Here is an 18036-nt window from a genome sequence, read left to right as displayed (position 1 = left end):
GTCCTCCCGGTGAAACCGGTCGGTCAGAACGGAATCTGGCTAAAGATTCCTGTATTTCAAAAATTGACAGAGAATGATTCATTCTCTTTCCTTCTTCTCGTCTTTTGTTTAGTTTTCAAAGGGCCGTGTTGCTTGACGCCGCTCGTTTTGGCGACTTTATTAATATATCACGAAAGCGTTCTACTCGTCAACCGCCGATTTCAATTTTCCTTTAATCGACTGTGTGGCGTTCGTTCGCGTTTCAGCGACAAGTAATAATATATCACCTATCCTCATATTAGGTCAACGGTTTTTTCAAAGAAAATGAAAAAAGTGGACAAGCTTTTGATAAAAGCCTGTCACATCAACGATTGTACATGATTTTTTTACCTTATCATCCGTCAGGTGTTCCTGCCCGGCAGATTATGAAACGTTATGCTAAGAAAACGTTGTGTGCCGAGCCCGGGCCTCGCGCAGCAAAAACCAGTACTTTGCCTGCTCTGCCTTTACCATGCCGTACATCTCTTCCCGCGCATCCATCGAATACTGCATGTACGTATCGTGCTGGTTCACCCGCTGTTTAATTTTATCGAGATGATAGATCAGTTCATCGTCTTTCGACTGCCTCAGCTTGCGCTTCTTTTTTCGCATTATCCTCATCCGCTCCTTTACAGCTCGCGTCTTCCCTCGATTGCTTTGGACAGCGTGACTTCGTCAGCGTACTCCAGATCGCCGCCCACCGGAAGGCCGTGTGCAATTCGTGTCACACGCATACCTGTCGGCTTCACAAGTCTTGAAATATACATGGCTGTGGCTTCCCCTTCTATATTAGGGTTCGTTGCCACGATCAGTTCCTGCACTTCTTCATTTTGCAGCCGCTTTAAAAGGTCCGGTATATAAATATCCTCCGGTCCGATCCCTTCCACCGGTGAAATCGCTCCGTGAAGCACATGGTACAGTCCGCCGTATTCGCGCATTTTCTCCATAGCAATGACGTCTCTTGATTCTTCCACGACACAAATAATCGATCTGTCGCGGGACTGGTCTTCACAAATGCGGCACGGATCCGTATCAGTAATATGATGACAGACTGAACAGTACGTAAGCTCCCGTTTCACGGCGACGAGCGCCCTCGCGAAATCTAAAACGTCATCCTCTTTCATATCAAGCACGTGGAAAGCGAGTCTTGCAGCTGTTTTTGGACCGATGCCCGGAAGCCGCATGAAGCCGTCCATCAGTTTTGATATCGGCTGTGGGTACTGCATAGATGTTCCTCCATCCTCCTGATTAATAAAACCGGATCGCCTGAAGCAGTCCGGTTCGCAGCAGCGTGTGACAAAAAGCGAAAGGCGCTGCAGGTTTAGTTAAGAAGGGAAGAACTCAGTCTTGACCCTCCTCGCGCAGCAGTAAAAGCGCTGCTCCTAAAAACAGCTGTCTCCTTCCTTCAGGCAGGAGACAGCTTCTTTCCGATCGGTGAGTAATGGAGCGGGTATTACATCAGGCCTGGAATATTCATGCCTTTTGTGAACTTGCCCATGCGCTCTTCCACGAGCTCATCGACCTTTCCGAGCGCTTCGTTAGTCGCAGCAAGCACGAGATCCTCCAGCATTTCAACGTCGTCCGGGTCGACCGCTTCTTCGTTAATCTGGATATCGAGAATCTTCTTCTCCCCGCTTGCGATCACTTTCACCATTCCGCCGCCGGCTGACGCTTCAACTGTTTCTTCCTTCAGCTGCTCCTGCGCCTTTGCCATATCCTTCTGCATTTTCTGCATTTGCTTCATCATGTTGCCCATGCCTTTCATATCCATCTACTCCTTTATTGTCCTATGATTCCGCACGCGGCGGTTTATTCTTTTATCTCCAGCAAATCTCGGCCGACAAGCTTAACGGCTTCATCGATCAGCGGGTTTCCCTCATCTTCTGCTTCTGTGTCTGCCTCTTCCGGGGCTCCGTCTTCTGACGGCTGGCTTGTTCTTCTGGAAAAGGAAGCTTTGACTTCTTCCCAGTCCGCTTCCAACAGCGTGTGCAGAACAAACGCACGTCCAAACTGCTGGCTGACGGCATTTTCCACAAGCTCCCTGAACTTTTCATCGACCATGTTCCGGTGCATTTCATTGCGAAAGCTGAGCACCAGCTCACTCTCAGATGCCGCAGCCGGCTGACAGTCACTTAGCCAGGCGGAAGCCGGCACACTTTCGCGCTTTACCTGTTCGATCACGTTGCCCCACTTGGACTGCGCCTGCTGCAGTTCCTGTTTGGACGCTTTTTCCAGCATTGCCTTCACGCGTTGAACACCTGCCCGGCTCTTGTTAGAGGAAGCCGCCTGTCTCGGTTTTGGCTTCGTCTGCTGAGCCGGAGCGTTTTCTTTCGCAGCGGGCACACCTTCTGCCTGCAGCTTTTGCAGCGTCCGTTCCAAATGCTCGATTTTTTGCTCCAGCTTTTCGACAGCCGAGCTCGACGCTCCGGTATCCGCTGCCGGTGCCGGCAGGGACGCCGTCTGCTGAGAAGCCTGTACGATGAACATTTCCAGAAACACCTGCGGATGGCTGGCCCATTTCATCTGCTGCTGAAAATGATTCAGCTTCTCCAGCATATGAAAGATCCAGACCGTATCCAGCTGATCAACGGTCTGCTGGAACGCATCATCTGTTGCCATCAGCTCCCTGGACTCCTCTAATTCCGGAGCCGTTTTTGCCATGAGGGCGTCGCGGAAGAAAAAGATAAGGTCTTCAATGAAGCGGTTGGCATCTTTTCCTTCCTGCATCAGTCTGTCCACCGCCTGAAGACCGTCGCCGACGCTGCCGCTCCGGACGGATTCCACAATCTGATACATCATATCATGAGATACGGAGCCGATGACTGCGTGGATATCATCGCGGCTGATCATACCGTCTGAAAACGAGACAGCCTGGTCAAGCAGACTAAGCGCATCCCGCATCCCGCCTTCACTGACCCGAGCAATCAGGGCGAGGGCCGGCTGATCAATTTCAATACTGCTCTCCTGCACGATCTCTTCCATCCTGCCAAGCATAGCTGAGGAGGTGATTCGCTTAAAATCAAACCGCTGGCAGCGGGAAATGATCGTCAGCGGAATTTTGTGCGGTTCGGTCGTAGCCAGAATAAAAATAACGTGCGGCGGAGGCTCTTCCAGCGTTTTTAAGAGCGCGTTAAACGCTCCTGTCGTCAGCATGTGCACCTCATCGATGATGTATACTTTATAGGAAACCGCACTCGGGGCAAACTTTACTTTGTCGCGGATATCACGAATCTCATCCACGCCGTTGTTGCTTGCCGCGTCAATTTCCATAACATCGACGATGCTGCCATCCGAGATCCCCCGGCAGGCTTCACATTCGTTGCACGGCTCTGTCGTCGGAGCATTCCGGCAGTTTACTGCCTTGGAGATGATCTTGGCAGCGCTCGTTTTACCGGTGCCGCGGGGACCTGTAAACAGATAGGCGTGCGACAGCTTCTGCTGGACGAGGGCATTCTGCAGCGTTTTTGTAATGTGCTCCTGCCCTACGACGTCCTGAAGCTTCTGCGGTCTCCAGACGCGGTACAGCGCTTGATAGCTCATATCTCCGTTCAGCTCCTTCGTAGTGTTTCACCTTTACCTATTATACCGGCTTTAAGGGGTGAATTCAAAATCTATCTGGTTTCTTCGGTGTGAAATTCCCGTATGTATGCAGACAGAAAAAAAACGACGCCCACACAAAGCAGGAACGCCGTTTTCTTCTTATAGTAGATGCCGTGCACCTTTCCTCGACCGCAAAACCTCATGCGTTACCTGAGCAGTTTGCTCGATCCAGGCAACTCTGCGGCACACGGAAGGACTTGCTTACTGCTGCTTCCTTCCGGACCTGACAGGGTTCACAAGATTCCGTTGCGCAGAACCCGGATGTCAACACCACTTACTCAGGGCAGGCCATGAAATCGTACGGCCTCAGAAGAGGAATTCAGCCCCGCTATAGCGGATTGCGGGTACAGGGAACCGCTAGCTCCCCGCTTAGCACGACAAAGTGGATAACGTTTTTGGTTGTGTCAATCAGCGACACAAATCCCAGTATAACTTCTTCCAGTACGAAAATCAATGATGAACTATGATTCGTCTGTGTTCTCTTTTTCGGCTTCTGCCTGCTGCAGCTTCGCCATTAAAATGTGCGGCGGTGTATGCATGACGTGCTCAATCGGCATGTTCAGCTTTTCCGCCATCATTTTCGCTGTTTCGAGTGAAATCTGATTCGGACGCATCGGCTTTTGCCTCCTGTTTCTTTTTCTTTTTTTCGAGCCGCAGCCGCTGAAAAAAATCCGTTAACAGCGCTGCTGCCTCTTCCTTCATTATACCAGATGTCAGCGCGGCACGGTGATTAAACCGTGTGTCCTGTACAAGATTCATCAGCGTTCCGCAGCAACCCGCTTTCGGATCGTCAGCAGCAAAAACGACCCGCTCCACGCGCGACTGCACGACAGCACCGGCGCACATTGGACACGGCTCGAGCGTTACGTAAAGCGTACAGTCTTCCAGCCGCCAGCTGCCTGTTACGCGGCACGCCTCTTCCATTGCAATCAGTTCGGCATGCGTCAGCGACTGCTGGGTCGTCTCCCGCAGGTTGTGTCCGCGTGCGATGACTTCCCCGTCCTTTACAATGACGGCCCCGATCGGCACCTCTCCCATCGCCCCTGCTTTCTCTGCTTCCAGCAGCGCTTCCTGCATAAATAATATGTCCTGTTCCATGAGCCGGACCTCCTCTGCCGTTATTTTACCTTCCAGAACGCTGACGGTAAAGAACCGGACTGTCCTGTCAGCGGCAGAACGATAAAAACCGCCCTCTTCTGCAATAGAAGAGAGCGGTTGGCAGATCAGCGTGCTGATCGCGGGTTAAACGCATCCTTGATGCCTTCCCCGATGAAGTTGATCGAAAGAATCGTAAAGGTAATTGCAAGCCCCGGCGGAATCCAGATCCACCAGTACGAACGGATGACGTTCGGATCACGTGCTTCTGTCATCATATTCCCCCAGCTCGGCGTTCCGGTCGGAACCCCGAAGCCAAGGAAGCTGAGCGCCGTTTCAGCTACAATCATAACGGCAAGAAGCAGCGTCGCCTGCACGATAATCGTTGTCATCACGTTAGGAAGCAAGTGCTTCCGGATAACCTTAAACGGCGTGCTGCCGATTGAGATCGCCGCCATGACGTATTCGTTTTCCTTTTCCGCCATGACTTTACTCCGCACGACACGGGCTGCCCCGGTCCAGGAGAGGACACTTAAGACGATAATCAACGCCCAGATACCTGCTTCACGGAAAATAGAGGCGAGTACAATAACGAAAACGAGGAACGGAAAGTTCATCATGAAATCCGTAAAGCGCATGAGAATCGCATCCACCAGCCCGCCGTAGTAGCCGGCAATCGAGCCGATGACCGTTGCAATCATGATCACGGCTGCCGTACAGACGAGTCCGATCGTAAGCGAGGTGCGTGCCCCGTAGAGAAGCAGTGTCCAAATGTCCCGTCCGGAAGCGTCGGTTCCAAGCAGGAAGCCCTCGCCCGGCGGCTGGTTCCGGTTGATGATATCCACTCGCTGCGGGTCGTACCCGGTCAACAGCGGTGCCATGTAGGCCATCGTGATAACCAGTACAAGAAAGCCGAGGCTCAGCATGGCGAGCTTATTGCGGACAAGCTTGCGCCGTGCAATCGACCAGGGGGACTGCTTCTTTGCTTTTTTCTCCAGCTGTATTTCTTCTGCTGCTTCCATGACAGTTCCCCCCTTATTCCACCCTGATCCGCGGATCGATGATGCCGTACAGTAAGTCAGCAAGCAGGTTGCCGACAAGCGTTGCTACAGAAAGCATCAGCGTAACGGACAGCACGACAGCTGAGTCGCGCCGTTCAATAGAGGAGATAAGAAGCTCTCCAATTCCACGGTAGGAAAAGATAGTTTCAATGATAACCGCTCCGCCGATGATACTCGCAATGTCAAAGCCAAACAGCGTGACGATCGGAATAATCGAGTTGCGGAGAATGTGCTTGTTGTAAATTTCAGACTCCGGCGTTCCTTTTGCCCGTGCGGTCCGGACGTAGTCCTTCTGCGCACTTTCAATGATATCGTTACGCAGAAACTGCGTGTAGCTCGCTGTAACGAGCGCACCAAGCACGAGGGCCGGCAGGAACGTATGATACAGTTTGCTCATCCAGAATTCGAACGTTCCCGGTGTCATGCCGGAGCCGACACTTCCTGTTGACGGAAAGAGTCCAAACTGGAATGAGAAAATGAAAATGGCGAACAGTGCAGCAACAAAACTCGGGATCGCAAGCATTAAGTAGTTGATCCCCTGAATCGTGTAGTCTCCTTTAGTATACGGGTTTCTTCCGGCATAACGCCCCATGAAGAAAGCCAGAATATACGTGATGATAAGCGACATCGCCGATAACAGTATCGTATTCGGCAGCCGCTCCCCTATGATGGCAGATACATCCATTCTGTGTACGACAGAACGACCGAAATCCCATTGAACAATGCCGGCAACCCAGCGGCCGTACTGAATGTGAACCGGATCATTTAATCCAAGTTCCTCTCTCATTTCTTCAATGTATTCCGGGCTTTGCGTCGGATCGATCTGACCGGAAAGGGCATCCCCTGGCATCGCAAATGCCAGGGAGAATACCACAATGGAGACCAGAAACAGGATTGGAATCATGATGAGGATACGCCTCAAAGTATAAAGTAGCATGATCGATTTCTCCTTGTCAGGTCAAAGTGGGATGCTCATCTTCCCGATGAACAAACGTTTTTTATTCTTCGTCGATGTACCACTCGTGCGGATTAGCTGTTGCGTCACGCACATCCACTGTTACGCCGCCGACGTTGGCATTAATGCCGTAAAGGTCCGTCGGAGAGTTAAGCGGGATAAGCGGCAGCTCTTCGTTTACGAGCTGGTGCCACTCCTGATACACTTCCTGACGATAATCGATATCGAGTGCTTCTTCACTGAGGCCTTCTGCGATCAGCTCATCAGACTCTTCGTTATCCCAGCGAGGGAAGTTCCAGAAGTCGTTGGATCTCCACAGACCGGATGGATCCGGATCTGCTGTTGCGAGTCCCCATGCGCCCATAAAGATGTCGATGTTCTCATCGTCTTCTTCAACAAGGTCGTAGAACAGGTTGAAGTCGAGCAGCTGGCCGTCCATCAGCTGAGCGTTGATGCCGACATCCTGAAGCGTCTGCAGAATGTACTGAGCACGCGGCTCTGCGATATCAGCAGGAGTATCCATCGCAGCGAGGTTTACAGTGAACTCTTCGCCGTCCGGATCTTCAACAAATCCATCTCCCGTTACGTCTTCATAGCCTGCTTCTTCAAGCAGCTCACGAGCGCGGTCCGGATCATACTCGTACTGGTTCAGCGTAGACTCATCCGGATAAGACCAGCGGATGTGGGATTCCGGTGCGTTGATAACCGTACCGTAGCCTTCGTTGAACTCATCGATGATACCTTGACGGTCAATCGCGTGTGCAAATGCCTGACGGAGTTCCTTCGACTCGAACTTTGGATTGTTCATTTCCACTACTTCGTCTTCCGCGTTCCACTCACCGAGCTTGAAGCCGAGGTAGCTGTAAGAAAGTGCTTCGATTTCTTCAACCGTTACATCTTCGTTGTCTTCCAGCGGAAGCGCCTGCGTCGGTGTCAGTTCGATGATATCGACTTCACCCTGTGCAACAAGCTCACCAGCCTGGTTGCCGTCTACGATTCGGTAAACAGCGCCGTCCAGGTTCGGTGCACCCTGCCAGTAGTCTTCAAACGCCGTGTACTCGATCTGCTCACCAGGAACGATGTTCTCTACCTGGAATGCGCCGAGGCCGACCGGATTTTGACGAACTTCTTCAGAATCTTCAATTTCTGATACTTCCAGATGCTCCAGGTGTGCTTTTGGAGTTGGATAAGCCCAGAGGTTTTCCAGGTTGTTTGCGAGTGCTTCCTGGAACGTGACTTCGAACGTGTAGTCGTCGATAACGTTTACCCCTTCGAGCGAGTCAGCGTCGCCTGCACGGTACTCGTCAAAGCCTTCAATGCGGTCAACGTTGGACAGACGCGGTCCGTCATAGTCCGGATGTGCGATTGTCTCATATGAGAATTCAAAGTCTTCTGCTGTAAGCTCTTCGCCGTTGTGCCACATAACGCCTTCTTCAAGGTGGAATGTCACCGTCAGGTTATCGTCAGACCATTCCCAGTCGTGCGCGAGGCTCGGTTCCGGCTCAAAGTCTGTGAAAGAGGAGATCGAGTAGAGTGCATCTCCGTTAAAAATGTTCAGCGCCAGGCTGTCATCCACACCGCCGTAAAAGTTCCAGTCCAGAACGCCCGCAAATGGAGCTGTGTAACCGTATGTAACGGTACCGCCCTGTGGAGCATCTCCGTCAGCCGCTTCTTCGTCGTTGTTCCCATCGTTGTCTGCGTCTGCATCGTCTGCACCATCGTTGTCGGCATCGTTTACTTCTGCGTTATTTGCATTGTTGTCTGCAGGATCTGCGTTATTGTTGCCGTCATTTCCTTCTCCGCCGCACGCTGCCAGAATCGCGACAGACATGAGTGAAGCACCTAATAGATAACGAGAACGTTTCATACATTCTTCCCCCTTAAGATTAATAAAATTAAGATAAGACCAGTTAAAAAGTGAACGCCTATTCATACAACAGGCACGACACGCGGTGCTCGCGGTTCACCTCCTTCAACTGCGGTTTTTTCTCGCTGCATTCCGGCATCGCCTTCGGACAGCGTGGGTGGAACGGACAACCGACCGGCGGATTCTGCGGACTCGGGACATCGCCCGAAAGAATCACACGCTCGCTCTTATTGCGAGGATCCGGCTGTGGAATCGCGGAAATCAGCGCCTGTGTGTACGGATGCTTCGGATCCTGATAGATGTCATCTGCGTCAGCCACTTCCACAAGGTTTCCGAGATACATGACGCCGATACGGTCGCTCATATGCTTCACGACACTCAAGTCGTGCGCGATGAAGAGGAGCGTCAGGTTAAATTCTTCCTGCAGCTCTTTCAGCAGGTTCAGCACCTGGGACTGCACGGATACGTCGAGTGCGGAAACCGGTTCATCAGCGACGATCAGCTTCGGCTTCAGCGCGAGTGCCCGGGCAATGCCGATCCGCTGGCGCTGGCCTCCGGAAAATTCATGCGGATACTTGTAGTAGGCATCTTCCGGCAGCCCTACTCGCTCGAGCAGCTGCATCACTTCATCTTTAAGTTTGCCTTCACTGCCGTGTCCGTAGTTGACAAGCGGTTCGGAAATGATGCTCCCGACCATCATCTTCGGATTGAGTGAGGCGTACGGGTCCTGGAAGACCATCTGGATATCCTGACGCAGGTTCCGCAGCTCTGAACCACGTAAGTTTGTAATATCGCGTCCTTCGAACAGGATATTTCCGGAAGTTGGTTTGAACAGCCGTGTAATCGTGCGCCCAGCCGTTGACTTGCCGCAGCCGGACTCCCCTACAAGCCCGAACGTCTCACCGCGCTTGAGTTCCAGCGAAATGTTATCGACGGCCTTTACGTCGCCGACTTTTCGGCGGAGAAACCCTCCGCGTACCGGATAGTATTTTTTCAGCTCCTGCACTTGCAGCAGGTGCTCTGATTTTTCTGTTTTGACTGTTTCTTTCGCCATGGCCTAGACCTCCGCTTTCTTTTCAGGGTGGCTTGCATCGTAGAGGATACAGCGGACGGAATGCCCTTTATCTACTTCTCCGAGTGCCGGATCTATTTTTGTGCACTCCGGCATAGCGGACGGACAGCGGTCCACAAATCGGCAGCCCTGCTTCGGCATATTTTTTAAAGAGGGAACGATTCCTCTTATCGTGTTCAGAACTTCCCGGTGGTCGTCCATTCTTGGGATGGAGTCGAGCAGCGCCTTCGTATACGGATGCTTCGGCTCATAGAACAGCCGATCCACATCGGTATCTTCCACTACCTGGCCGGCATACATGACGACTACCCGGTCTGCCATCTCCGCCACGACGCCGAGGTCGTGGGTGATGAGCAGCATGGCCATGCCGACTTCTTCCTGAATTTTCGTGATCAGCTCCAGAATCTGTGCCTGAACCGTTACGTCCAGTGCGGTCGTCGGCTCATCGGCAATGAGCAGCTGCGGCTGGCAGGCGATTGCCATCGCAATCATGACGCGCTGGCGCATTCCGCCTGACAGCTGGTGCGGGTACTCGTTCACGATTTGATCCGCGCGGGAAATCCCGACCTGCTGCAGAAGCTGTACACTTTTTTTGCGGATCTCTTCCTTACGTGTATCCGTGTGGTTGAACAGCACTTCGTCCATTTGATACCCGATTGTCAGTACCGGGTTCAACGCCGTCATCGGCTCCTGGAAGATCATGCTGATATCTTTTCCGCGGATCTGGTTCATTTCTTCCTCTGTAAGAGGCACGAGGTCGTTTCCTTTAAACAGGATATGGCCCTTATCGATCTTCCCGTTATGCTTCGGCAGAAGATCCATAATGGACAGGGACATCACGCTCTTCCCACAACCGGACTCTCCGACAATACAAACAACTTCTTTTGGATTTACCGTAAATGAAACGTCTTTCACCGCGTAATGCGTTTCTCCTTCGATGTTGAAGCCCGTATGCAGATTCTGGACTTCCAGAAGCGGTTTCTGGCTGCTCATTGGCGATCCTACCCTTCACTGTTTTCTCAATTACACTTTTCTGAATCCAATCTTCTTATGTACACAATTAGAACTATAAATTTCTTTTAATGGAAAAGACTACCGTTATTTTAATAGTCTGAATTCAGAATGTAAACCTATTTTTGAAAACGCTTCCAACGCTCATGCTGTGAGCATAGCGCAAAACGTCACAAAACGCTGAGTATTACGAAAATTTTCATTATTCCAATATAAAAGTCCTGTTTAGTCTACCACAGTCGATCTTAGTAAAACACCGACGTTCGTACTGAATTTCGAGTCTCCAAGCAATATGAATGAGCGCTCACTTAGTTTAAAAGTAGCAGAGATCGGGAATAACACGAAATTATCCGACATTTCCGCTTAACTTGTATTATAAATAAACTAATGTATAAATGTATACCGTATTAAGAGATTTTCTTACAAAGTTTCGTAACTTTCTTTTACTTTATCACAGTTATGTGTAAACGTCGTAAAGCACTGATTGACAGGCTTTTTAGCGTTTTATTTCTCTTTCATATGCTGCTTAGTTAACGTGGACAGTAGCTCCAGCGTAGACATTATACTTGCACCCTAAAGAATATTTATACTTAAAAACGTATATATTATACATATTAGATTTTATTATTTGTTCTTATTTACTTATACAAACCTGTCACATCAGGCGTTACCGGCTTTTAGTCTGTCATAGGGTCTTGCTGTTAAGACCAGACCTAACCTGCATATTTACTTGCTTTATCTTTGTGCTGCTTTTCGCAAATTGTTTTTATAAGATAAGAAAAGAACGGCTCAACATGCGAGCCGTTCTCTCGTTTACGTTGCTTGAATATGGGTGCGGCCACCCATATACGGCCGCAGCACCTCGGGAATTTCAATGCTGCCGTCCTGCTGCTGGTAGTTTTCTACAATAGCAGCCACGGTCCGTCCAACCGCAAGACCGGAACCATTCAGGGTGTGCACAAACTCCGTTTTCGCTTTCGTATCGCGCTTAAAGCGGATATTAGCACGACGTGCCTGAAAAGCTTCAAAGTTACTGCAGGAAGAAATCTCTTTATAATCGCTGTAGCTCGGGAGCCACACTTCAAGGTCGTACTTCTTGGCTGCTGTAAAGCCGAGATCGCCCGTGCACATGTGCAGCACACGGTACGGAAGCTTTAAGTTTTGCAAAATTTTCTCTGCGTGACCAGTCAGCTTCTCCAGCTCTTCATAAGAATCCTCCGGCTTTACAAAGCGGACGAGCTCTACTTTGTTAAACTGATGCTGGCGGATCAGTCCGCGCGTATCCCGTCCGGCAGATCCTGCTTCAGAGCGGAAGCAGGCACTGTAAGCGGCATAGGTTTTCGGAAGATCCTCCACGTTCATAATCTCATCCCGGTGCATGTTCGTCACCGGCACTTCAGCTGTCGGAATCAAAAAGTAATCTTCCTCGCGGATCTTAAATGCATCTTCTTCAAATTTCGGAAGCTGTCCGGTCCCTGTCATGCTGTCGCGGTTGACCATATACGGCGGCAGGACCTCTTCATAGCCGTGTTCGTCTTCATGCAGGTCCATCATATAGTTAATTAGCGCACGCTCGAGTCTGGCACCGAGTCCTTTGTAAAACACAAAGCGGCTGCCGGTCACTTTGGCTGCACGGTCAAAGTCTGCGATATCCAGATCCCGGACGAGATCCCAGTGTGCTTTCTCTTCAAAATCAAACGTACGCTTGTCACCCCAGACGCGCAGCTCCACGTTATCTGCTTCATCCTCACCGACCGGTACGTCCTCGTGCGGCACGTTTGGAATCGTCAGCATCAGGTAATCGAGCTCTGCCTCGACCTCGCGAAGCTCCTCATCCAGCTTTTTAATCGTCGCGGATACGTTTTTCATCTCCGCGATCACGTCTGTTGCATCCTGCTTTTCCTTTTTCATCTGGGAAATTTCCTGAGACACCGTATTGCGCCGGCTCTTCAGCTCTTCTGTTTCTTTAATGAGACCGCGGCGCTTTTCATCCATTTCCACAAACTTGTCGAGCGCACTGATGTCCTCGTTTCGTTTGGCAAGCTTGGCTTTTACTCCTTCAAAATCGCTGCGAAGCAGCTTCATATCCAGCATGTTCATCTCTCCTCTAAATTCATAATATATAAAAAAGCCGTCCCCGGGTGCATATGCACCCAGGGACGGCTGTAGCCGCGATACCACCCTGCTTGAAGGCCGTACGCCTTCCTGCTCGACCTGGTAACGGCAGGTGCCGTGAAGGTTCACTTCAAGCTCAGGGATGGATTCACAGCGTCTTTCACCGGTTCACAGCGGCCACCGGCTCTCTGAAGAAAGAAATACTGTTAATGGTTCCCGTCTCAGCGGTTTTTTTATCTTACTGGGCGACAGGCTCTTTAAGAGACTGCCGGACTACCTCTACGAAATACTGATGGAACCGGTCGTCGTCTGTCAGCTCCGGATGGAACGAGCAGGCAACAAAGGGACCCTGCTGCGCGGCAACAATGCTGCCGTCATATTCGGCAAGAACCGTTACGTTCTCACCGACAGAGCGGATGATCGGCGCGCGTATGAAAACAGCTTCGATGTCTTCTCCGACGTTTTTCATCGGCAAATACGCTTCAAAGCTTTCACGCTGGCGGCCGAAAGCGTTGCGTTCAACGGTCATATCCATAACCGAAAGATGCGGCTCTGCCTGGCCCGCAATTTCCTTCGCCATTAAAATCGCTCCGGCACATGTGCCGAAGACCGGCTTGCCTTCAGCCGCAAACTGCTTCAGCGGCTCATAAAATCCGTAAAGGTTAATGAGGCGGCGCATCGTAGTGCTTTCTCCACCGGGAAAAACAAGACCGTCCAGTTCATTCAGCTGCTCTACTTTCTTCACGACCGTCACCTGTACGTCCGGTGCCTCGAGGGCACGCACATGCTCACGGACAGCACCCTGCAGTGCCAATACTCCGATGTTCATCATGATACAACCACCTCTTTCTTATCCCCTAAAAACGTAAATCGATTACCAGCCGCGGTCCTGCATGCGGTCTTTTGGCTCAAGCGTGGAAATTTCAATTCCCTTCATCGCTGTCCCAAGATCTTTCGAAAGCTCTGCGATGAGCTTGAAGTCATCATAGTGAGTCGTTGCTTCCACAATCGCACGTCCGAACTTCGCCGGATTGTCAGATTTGAAAATACCGGAGCCGACGAATACACCGTCTGAACCGAGGTGCATCATCAGTGCAGCGTCTGCTGGTGTTGCGATTCCGCCTGCTGCGAAGTTCACGACCGGAAGACGGCCGGTTTCACGGATATCCTGCAGCACGTGGAACGGTGCACCTAAGTTTTTTGCCTCTGTCATCAGCTCATCATCCGACATGCTCAGCACTTTACGTACCTGTGCCTGAATCAGACGCTGGTGGCGAACTGCTTCTACGATGTTGCCTGTGCCCGGCTCGCCCTTTGTACGGAGCATGGAAGCACCTTCGCCGATACGGCGCGTTGCTTCACCGAGATCCTTCGCACCGCATACGAACGGTACCGTGTACTCGCTCTTATTCAGGTGGAACACTTCGTCCGCCGGCGTCAGCACTTCACTCTCGTCGATATAGTCGACGCCGAGTGCTTCGAGAAGACGCGCTTCCACGATGTGGCCGATACGCGCTTTTGCCATAACCGGGATGGATACCGCATCGCGTACTTCTTCTACAATTGTAGGATCTGCCATTCGTGCTACTCCGCCTGCAGCGCGGATATCAGAAGGGACGCGCTCAAGAGCCATAACTGCTACAGCTCCGGCCTCCTCTGCAATCTTTGCTTGTTCTGCGTTGATGACGTCCATAATGACGCCGCCTTTTTGCATTTCTGCCATACCGCGCTTGACGCGGTCCGTACCTGTACGTTTTTCCATGATGATCCCCTTTCAGCACCTTGCTAGTAGTAAACATCGTGTCCGTCTTATATTATAGCGAATCCGCACCCGTTCGTAACCGGATTGGCACGAAAAAGTACAAAAATTTATTCGTCGACCTTAGCTGTATATGCTAACATATCCCGTCGCACCGGGCAACTTCCCTGCTTATTAGAACCAGCCGCGTACGCTGTTGGAAACGTTTGACCAGACGCCGGAAAAGAACGAACCGACATTGTGCATCGTCAGCGCCATCCAGCCTGCGCGTTCAACGGACTCAGTCGTGACGATTTCAATCTCTCCGCCGTTTTCCCCTTCACCCGGCAGGTACGCGATTTCACGGTCCCCTTCGTACTCGACGATCATGCGTCCGACTGTCGTGCCTGCTTCTACCGGTGCTTCGATTTCGCCGTCTTCGTTCAGAAGCGACTCATCCAGTTCTACCGTGTAGCTGTAGTTCTCCTCGTCGCCTTCTTCTACCATTTCAGAGAAGGCAGCGTTTGTCGCAAGAGCAACGTTTTCTTCTTCGCCTTTTACAACCGGCAGATTTTCATAGCCGTCCACCGTCATGTTCTCCGGGTAGATCTCTTCTTCGGAAAATGCCTCAAACGCCCATTCCATAACGGCTTTTGTTTCCGTAAAACGCTCGGTTTCTGATTCAGCACCCATGACGACGCTGATAAAGCGCTGGCCGTCCTGCTCTGCTGTTCCGGTGAACGTAAAGCCTGCTGCGTTTGTGTGACCGGTTTTCAGCCCGTCAATCGGCTCGTACGTCACATCTTCCCCCGTATCCGGATTACGCGTACCGTCCAGCATCCAGTTCCAGTTTTCCATGAATACTTCATCTTCGGTGCCTTCACGGAATGTCATCGTCGGAATGCTTGCCGTATCAAGTACTTCCGGGTAATCATTTACAAGGTGGTAGGCAAGCGTTGCGGTTGCCTGAGCAGACATGAAGTTATCGTCTTCCGACCCGGTTCCTTCCGGATGATTGCCTTCGAGCAGCGAATTAGGCAAACCGGTAGAGTTTACAAACTGAAAATCACCGACTTCTTCAGAAGCGATTTCCTCCAGGTTATCCATTCCATACTCGGATCCTGCTTCCCGAAGCGTTTCTCCCATGCCGAGATCAACGCCGCGCTCGTTCATAAGCTCAACAAAATCTCCTTCCGAACCGGAAATATGTTCTGTCAGTGCCATAGTAGCAGCGTTTGCCGAATAAATGGCGACAGATTCGTACAGCTCCTGCACCGAGTACGTCTCATCGACCCGCATCGGTACGTTGGACAAGCCACGGTTATGGGAGAGCTGATTTAAAAATTCGCTGACTTCTACTTCATCGTCCCAGGAAATATCGCCGTTGTTCACGGCTTCCAAAATCAAATACTCACTCATCATCTTCGTCATGCTGGCAGGCGGGAGCGGATTATCTGCATTTTGCTCAAACAGAATCTGTCCGGTCTCTCCGTCCACGAGAATTACTGTATCAACAGACGGCTCGTATGAGGCCATTGCGGGAACGGCTCCCGCAAATACGCCTGCTGCTGTTAAAAGTGTCCCTGCTGCCGCTGCCTGTAGCTTACGTCCCATTCATCATCTCTCCTAAATATCGGTATAATCTATATGTAAATCACGCGCTTCTGCTCAATTGACATACAAGCGGTATTTTACCACATCACAGCTAAGAAAAATAGATAGGGGAGGCCCCTATCTATCGACTCAGTTCGTATAATTTGGTGCTTCTTTTGTAATCTGAACATCATGGGCGTGGCTTTCTTTTAATCCGGCATTCGTGATCCGGATAAATTGGCCCTTCTCCTGCAGATCAGGCACCGTTCCCGTGCCGCAGTAGCCCATTCCGGCGCGGAGACCGCCGACGAGCTGGTGAAGCGTATCGGCAAGCGGCCCTTTGTAAGGGATCCGGCCTTCGATACCTTCAGGAACCAGCTTTTTTTCTTCTTCCTGGAAGTAGCGGTCCTTGCTTCCTTTTTCCATTGCAGCAATGGAGCCCATGCCGCGGTAAACCTTGAACTGTCGCCCCTGATAAATTTCACGCTCACCCGGACTTTCCGTAACGCCGGCAAGAATACTGCCGAGCATCACAGCGTGACCACCGGCTGCAAGTGCCTTCGTGATCTCTCCAGAGTGCTTAATGCCGCCATCTGCAATGATCGACACACCATGCTTTCGCGCTTCTGTCGCGCAGTCGTAGATAGCTGTAATCTGCGGTACACCGATTCCGGCAACAACACGTGTAGTACAAATTGATCCCGGTCCGATACCAACTTTAATAATGTTCGCACCAGCTTCGATCAGAGCTTTCGTCGCTTTCGCCGTCGCTACGTTACCTGCCACGATATTGAGGTCCGGATATTGACTGCGTATATCCTTCACTTTATTTATCACGCCTGCAGAATGGCCATGCGCCGTATCAATGACGAGCACATCGACTTCAGACTGAACAAGTGCTTTAATACGGGAATCTGCATCGCCGCCGACGCCGACCGCTGCACCTACAACAAGGCGACCGGAGCTGTCTTTTGCAGAGTGTGGGAATTCAATCGCCTTTTCAATGTCTTTAATCGTAATAAGACCCTTCAGCTTTTTGTCGTCATCTACTAGAGGAAGCTTTTCAATCCGGTGCTTTTGGAGAATTTGCTGTGCTTCTTTCAGCGTCGTACCGACAGGAGCTGTCACGAGATTTTCACTCGTCATCACGTCTTTAATTGGAATCGAGTAGTCTTCAATGAAGCGCAGATCACGATTTGTGATAATGCCGACAAGCTTTTGATTTTCATCTGCGATCGGCACACCGGAAATACGGTATTTGCCCATCAAGTGCTCTGCATCAAATACCTGGTGATCCTCAGACAGATGAAACGGGTTCGTGATAACGCCGCTCTCAGAACGCTTCACACGGTCCACCTGCTCGGCCTGCTCTTCAATAGACATATTCTTGTGAATGATACCAAGACCGCCTGCACGGGCCATAGCAATCGCCATGGACGCTTCTGTCACCGTATCCATGCCCGCACTGATGATTGGAACGTTCAATTTCAGGTCATCCGAAAGCACCGTTTCCACGTTCACTTGGTTTGGCAGGACATTTGACTCATCCGGCAGCAGCAGCACATCATCAAACGTCAAGCCTTCTTTAGCAAACTTATCTTCCCACATAGATGTTCATTCCCCTTTCGGTCTCCTGAAAATATTATCAGTAGATTAACAATACCATGAACGGGTGTCAAGAAAACGAGGATAGTTCTACTATTCACACTATTCAGTCTGGAAAAATCGCTTATACAGCTTCAGGCAGACTTTACCTTCTTTGGAAAGTCAAAGAATCAAACTCCACGCAAAAAAAGAGGGTGCCGCCCGGGAACCAGGGTCTGGTTCCGGGAGACACCCTCTCAGGTGACCCAGCAACGTCCTACTTTCGCAGGGGGAGAGCCCCCAACTATCATCGGCGCTGGTGAGCTT

At 51.0% G+C, this 18036-nt stretch carries 16 protein-coding genes, 1 other RNA gene and 1 other annotated feature; all 17 genes read right to left on the bottom strand.

What is annotated here, in order from left to right; translation table 11 throughout:
- Window positions 1-417: 417 nt before the first annotated feature.
- The 17 genes from HCN83_RS17330 to guaB all read right to left on the bottom strand — a co-directional run bounded on the left by HCN83_RS17330 (window position 418) and on the right by guaB (window position 17733).
- Window positions 418-630 (bottom strand): YaaL family protein, encoded by a 213-nt coding sequence (locus HCN83_RS17330; protein ID WP_168009607.1) that lies wholly within the window; start codon window positions 628-630, stop codon window positions 418-420.
- Window positions 631-647: 17 nt separating this feature from the next.
- On the bottom strand, window positions 648-1244 hold the full coding sequence (gene recR / locus HCN83_RS17325; protein WP_168009605.1) for a recombination mediator RecR: 597 nt from the start codon (window positions 1242-1244) through the stop codon (window positions 648-650).
- Window positions 1245-1471: 227 nt separating this feature from the next.
- On the bottom strand, window positions 1472-1783 hold the full coding sequence (locus HCN83_RS17320; RefSeq protein ID WP_168009603.1) for a YbaB/EbfC family nucleoid-associated protein: 312 nt from the start codon (window positions 1781-1783) through the stop codon (window positions 1472-1474).
- A 44-nt stretch (window positions 1784-1827) separates the two neighbouring features.
- Window positions 1828-3558 (bottom strand): DNA polymerase III subunit gamma/tau, encoded by a 1731-nt coding sequence (dnaX, locus tag HCN83_RS17315; protein ID WP_168009601.1) that lies wholly within the window; start codon window positions 3556-3558, stop codon window positions 1828-1830.
- Window positions 3559-3729: 171 nt separating this feature from the next.
- Window positions 3730-3996, bottom strand: an RNA gene (gene ffs, locus HCN83_RS17310) — signal recognition particle sRNA large type.
- Window positions 3997-4079: 83 nt separating this feature from the next.
- The gene (locus tag HCN83_RS18885; protein ID WP_425483640.1) at window positions 4080-4175 is read right to left on the bottom strand and encodes a YycC family protein; all 96 of its coding nucleotides are present in this window, start codon (window positions 4173-4175) and stop codon (window positions 4080-4082) included.
- Window positions 4165-4716, bottom strand: coding sequence for a tRNA adenosine(34) deaminase TadA (tadA, locus tag HCN83_RS17300; RefSeq protein ID WP_168009597.1), 552 nt, complete (start codon window positions 4714-4716; stop codon window positions 4165-4167). Before tadA ends, HCN83_RS18885 begins: the two co-directional genes overlap by 11 nt.
- A gap of 125 nt (window positions 4717-4841) precedes the next feature.
- The gene (gene opp4C / locus HCN83_RS17295; RefSeq protein ID WP_168009595.1) at window positions 4842-5735 is read right to left on the bottom strand and encodes an oligopeptide ABC transporter permease; all 894 of its coding nucleotides are present in this window, start codon (window positions 5733-5735) and stop codon (window positions 4842-4844) included.
- A gap of 13 nt (window positions 5736-5748) precedes the next feature.
- On the bottom strand, window positions 5749-6711 hold the full coding sequence (gene opp4B, locus HCN83_RS17290) for an oligopeptide ABC transporter permease (RefSeq protein ID WP_168009593.1): 963 nt from the start codon (window positions 6709-6711) through the stop codon (window positions 5749-5751).
- 61 nt (window positions 6712-6772) lie between these two features.
- Entirely contained in the window at window positions 6773-8596 is a 1824-nt protein-coding gene (opp4A, locus tag HCN83_RS17285; RefSeq protein WP_168009591.1) for an oligopeptide ABC transporter substrate-binding protein, read from the bottom strand.
- Window positions 8597-8654: 58 nt separating this feature from the next.
- Entirely contained in the window at window positions 8655-9650 is a 996-nt protein-coding gene (locus tag HCN83_RS17280; RefSeq protein WP_168009589.1) for an ABC transporter ATP-binding protein, read from the bottom strand.
- 3 nt (window positions 9651-9653) lie between these two features.
- Window positions 9654-10661, bottom strand: a complete 1008-nt coding sequence (locus HCN83_RS17275) for an ABC transporter ATP-binding protein (protein ID WP_168009587.1) — start codon at window positions 10659-10661, stop codon at window positions 9654-9656.
- A gap of 831 nt (window positions 10662-11492) precedes the next feature.
- On the bottom strand, window positions 11493-12773 hold the full coding sequence (gene serS, locus HCN83_RS17270; RefSeq protein ID WP_168009585.1) for a serine--tRNA ligase: 1281 nt from the start codon (window positions 12771-12773) through the stop codon (window positions 11493-11495).
- A gap of 58 nt (window positions 12774-12831) precedes the next feature.
- Window positions 12832-13026 (bottom strand) — a binding site (T-box leader).
- Between the two features lie 6 nt (window positions 13027-13032).
- Window positions 13033-13626, bottom strand: coding sequence for a pyridoxal 5'-phosphate synthase glutaminase subunit PdxT (gene pdxT, locus HCN83_RS17265; RefSeq protein WP_168009570.1), 594 nt, complete (start codon window positions 13624-13626; stop codon window positions 13033-13035).
- Window positions 13627-13668: 42 nt separating this feature from the next.
- On the bottom strand, window positions 13669-14556 hold the full coding sequence (gene pdxS, locus HCN83_RS17260; RefSeq protein WP_168009568.1) for a pyridoxal 5'-phosphate synthase lyase subunit PdxS: 888 nt from the start codon (window positions 14554-14556) through the stop codon (window positions 13669-13671).
- A gap of 171 nt (window positions 14557-14727) precedes the next feature.
- Window positions 14728-16146 carry a D-alanyl-D-alanine carboxypeptidase family protein gene (locus HCN83_RS17255; protein ID WP_168009566.1) on the bottom strand — a complete coding sequence of 473 codons (1419 nt, stop codon included), beginning with the start codon at window positions 16144-16146 and terminating at the stop codon, window positions 14728-14730.
- A 129-nt stretch (window positions 16147-16275) separates the two neighbouring features.
- Window positions 16276-17733 carry an IMP dehydrogenase gene (gene guaB / locus HCN83_RS17250; protein WP_168009564.1) on the bottom strand — a complete coding sequence of 486 codons (1458 nt, stop codon included), beginning with the start codon at window positions 17731-17733 and terminating at the stop codon, window positions 16276-16278.
- Between the last annotated feature and the right edge of the window lie 303 nt (window positions 17734-18036).

It is taken from the genome of Alkalicoccus luteus, assembly GCF_012034335.1.
Lineage (GTDB): Bacteria > Bacillota > Bacilli > Bacillales > Salisediminibacteriaceae > Alkalicoccus > Alkalicoccus luteus_A.
This window is presented reverse-complemented; position numbering and strand designations above follow the sequence as displayed.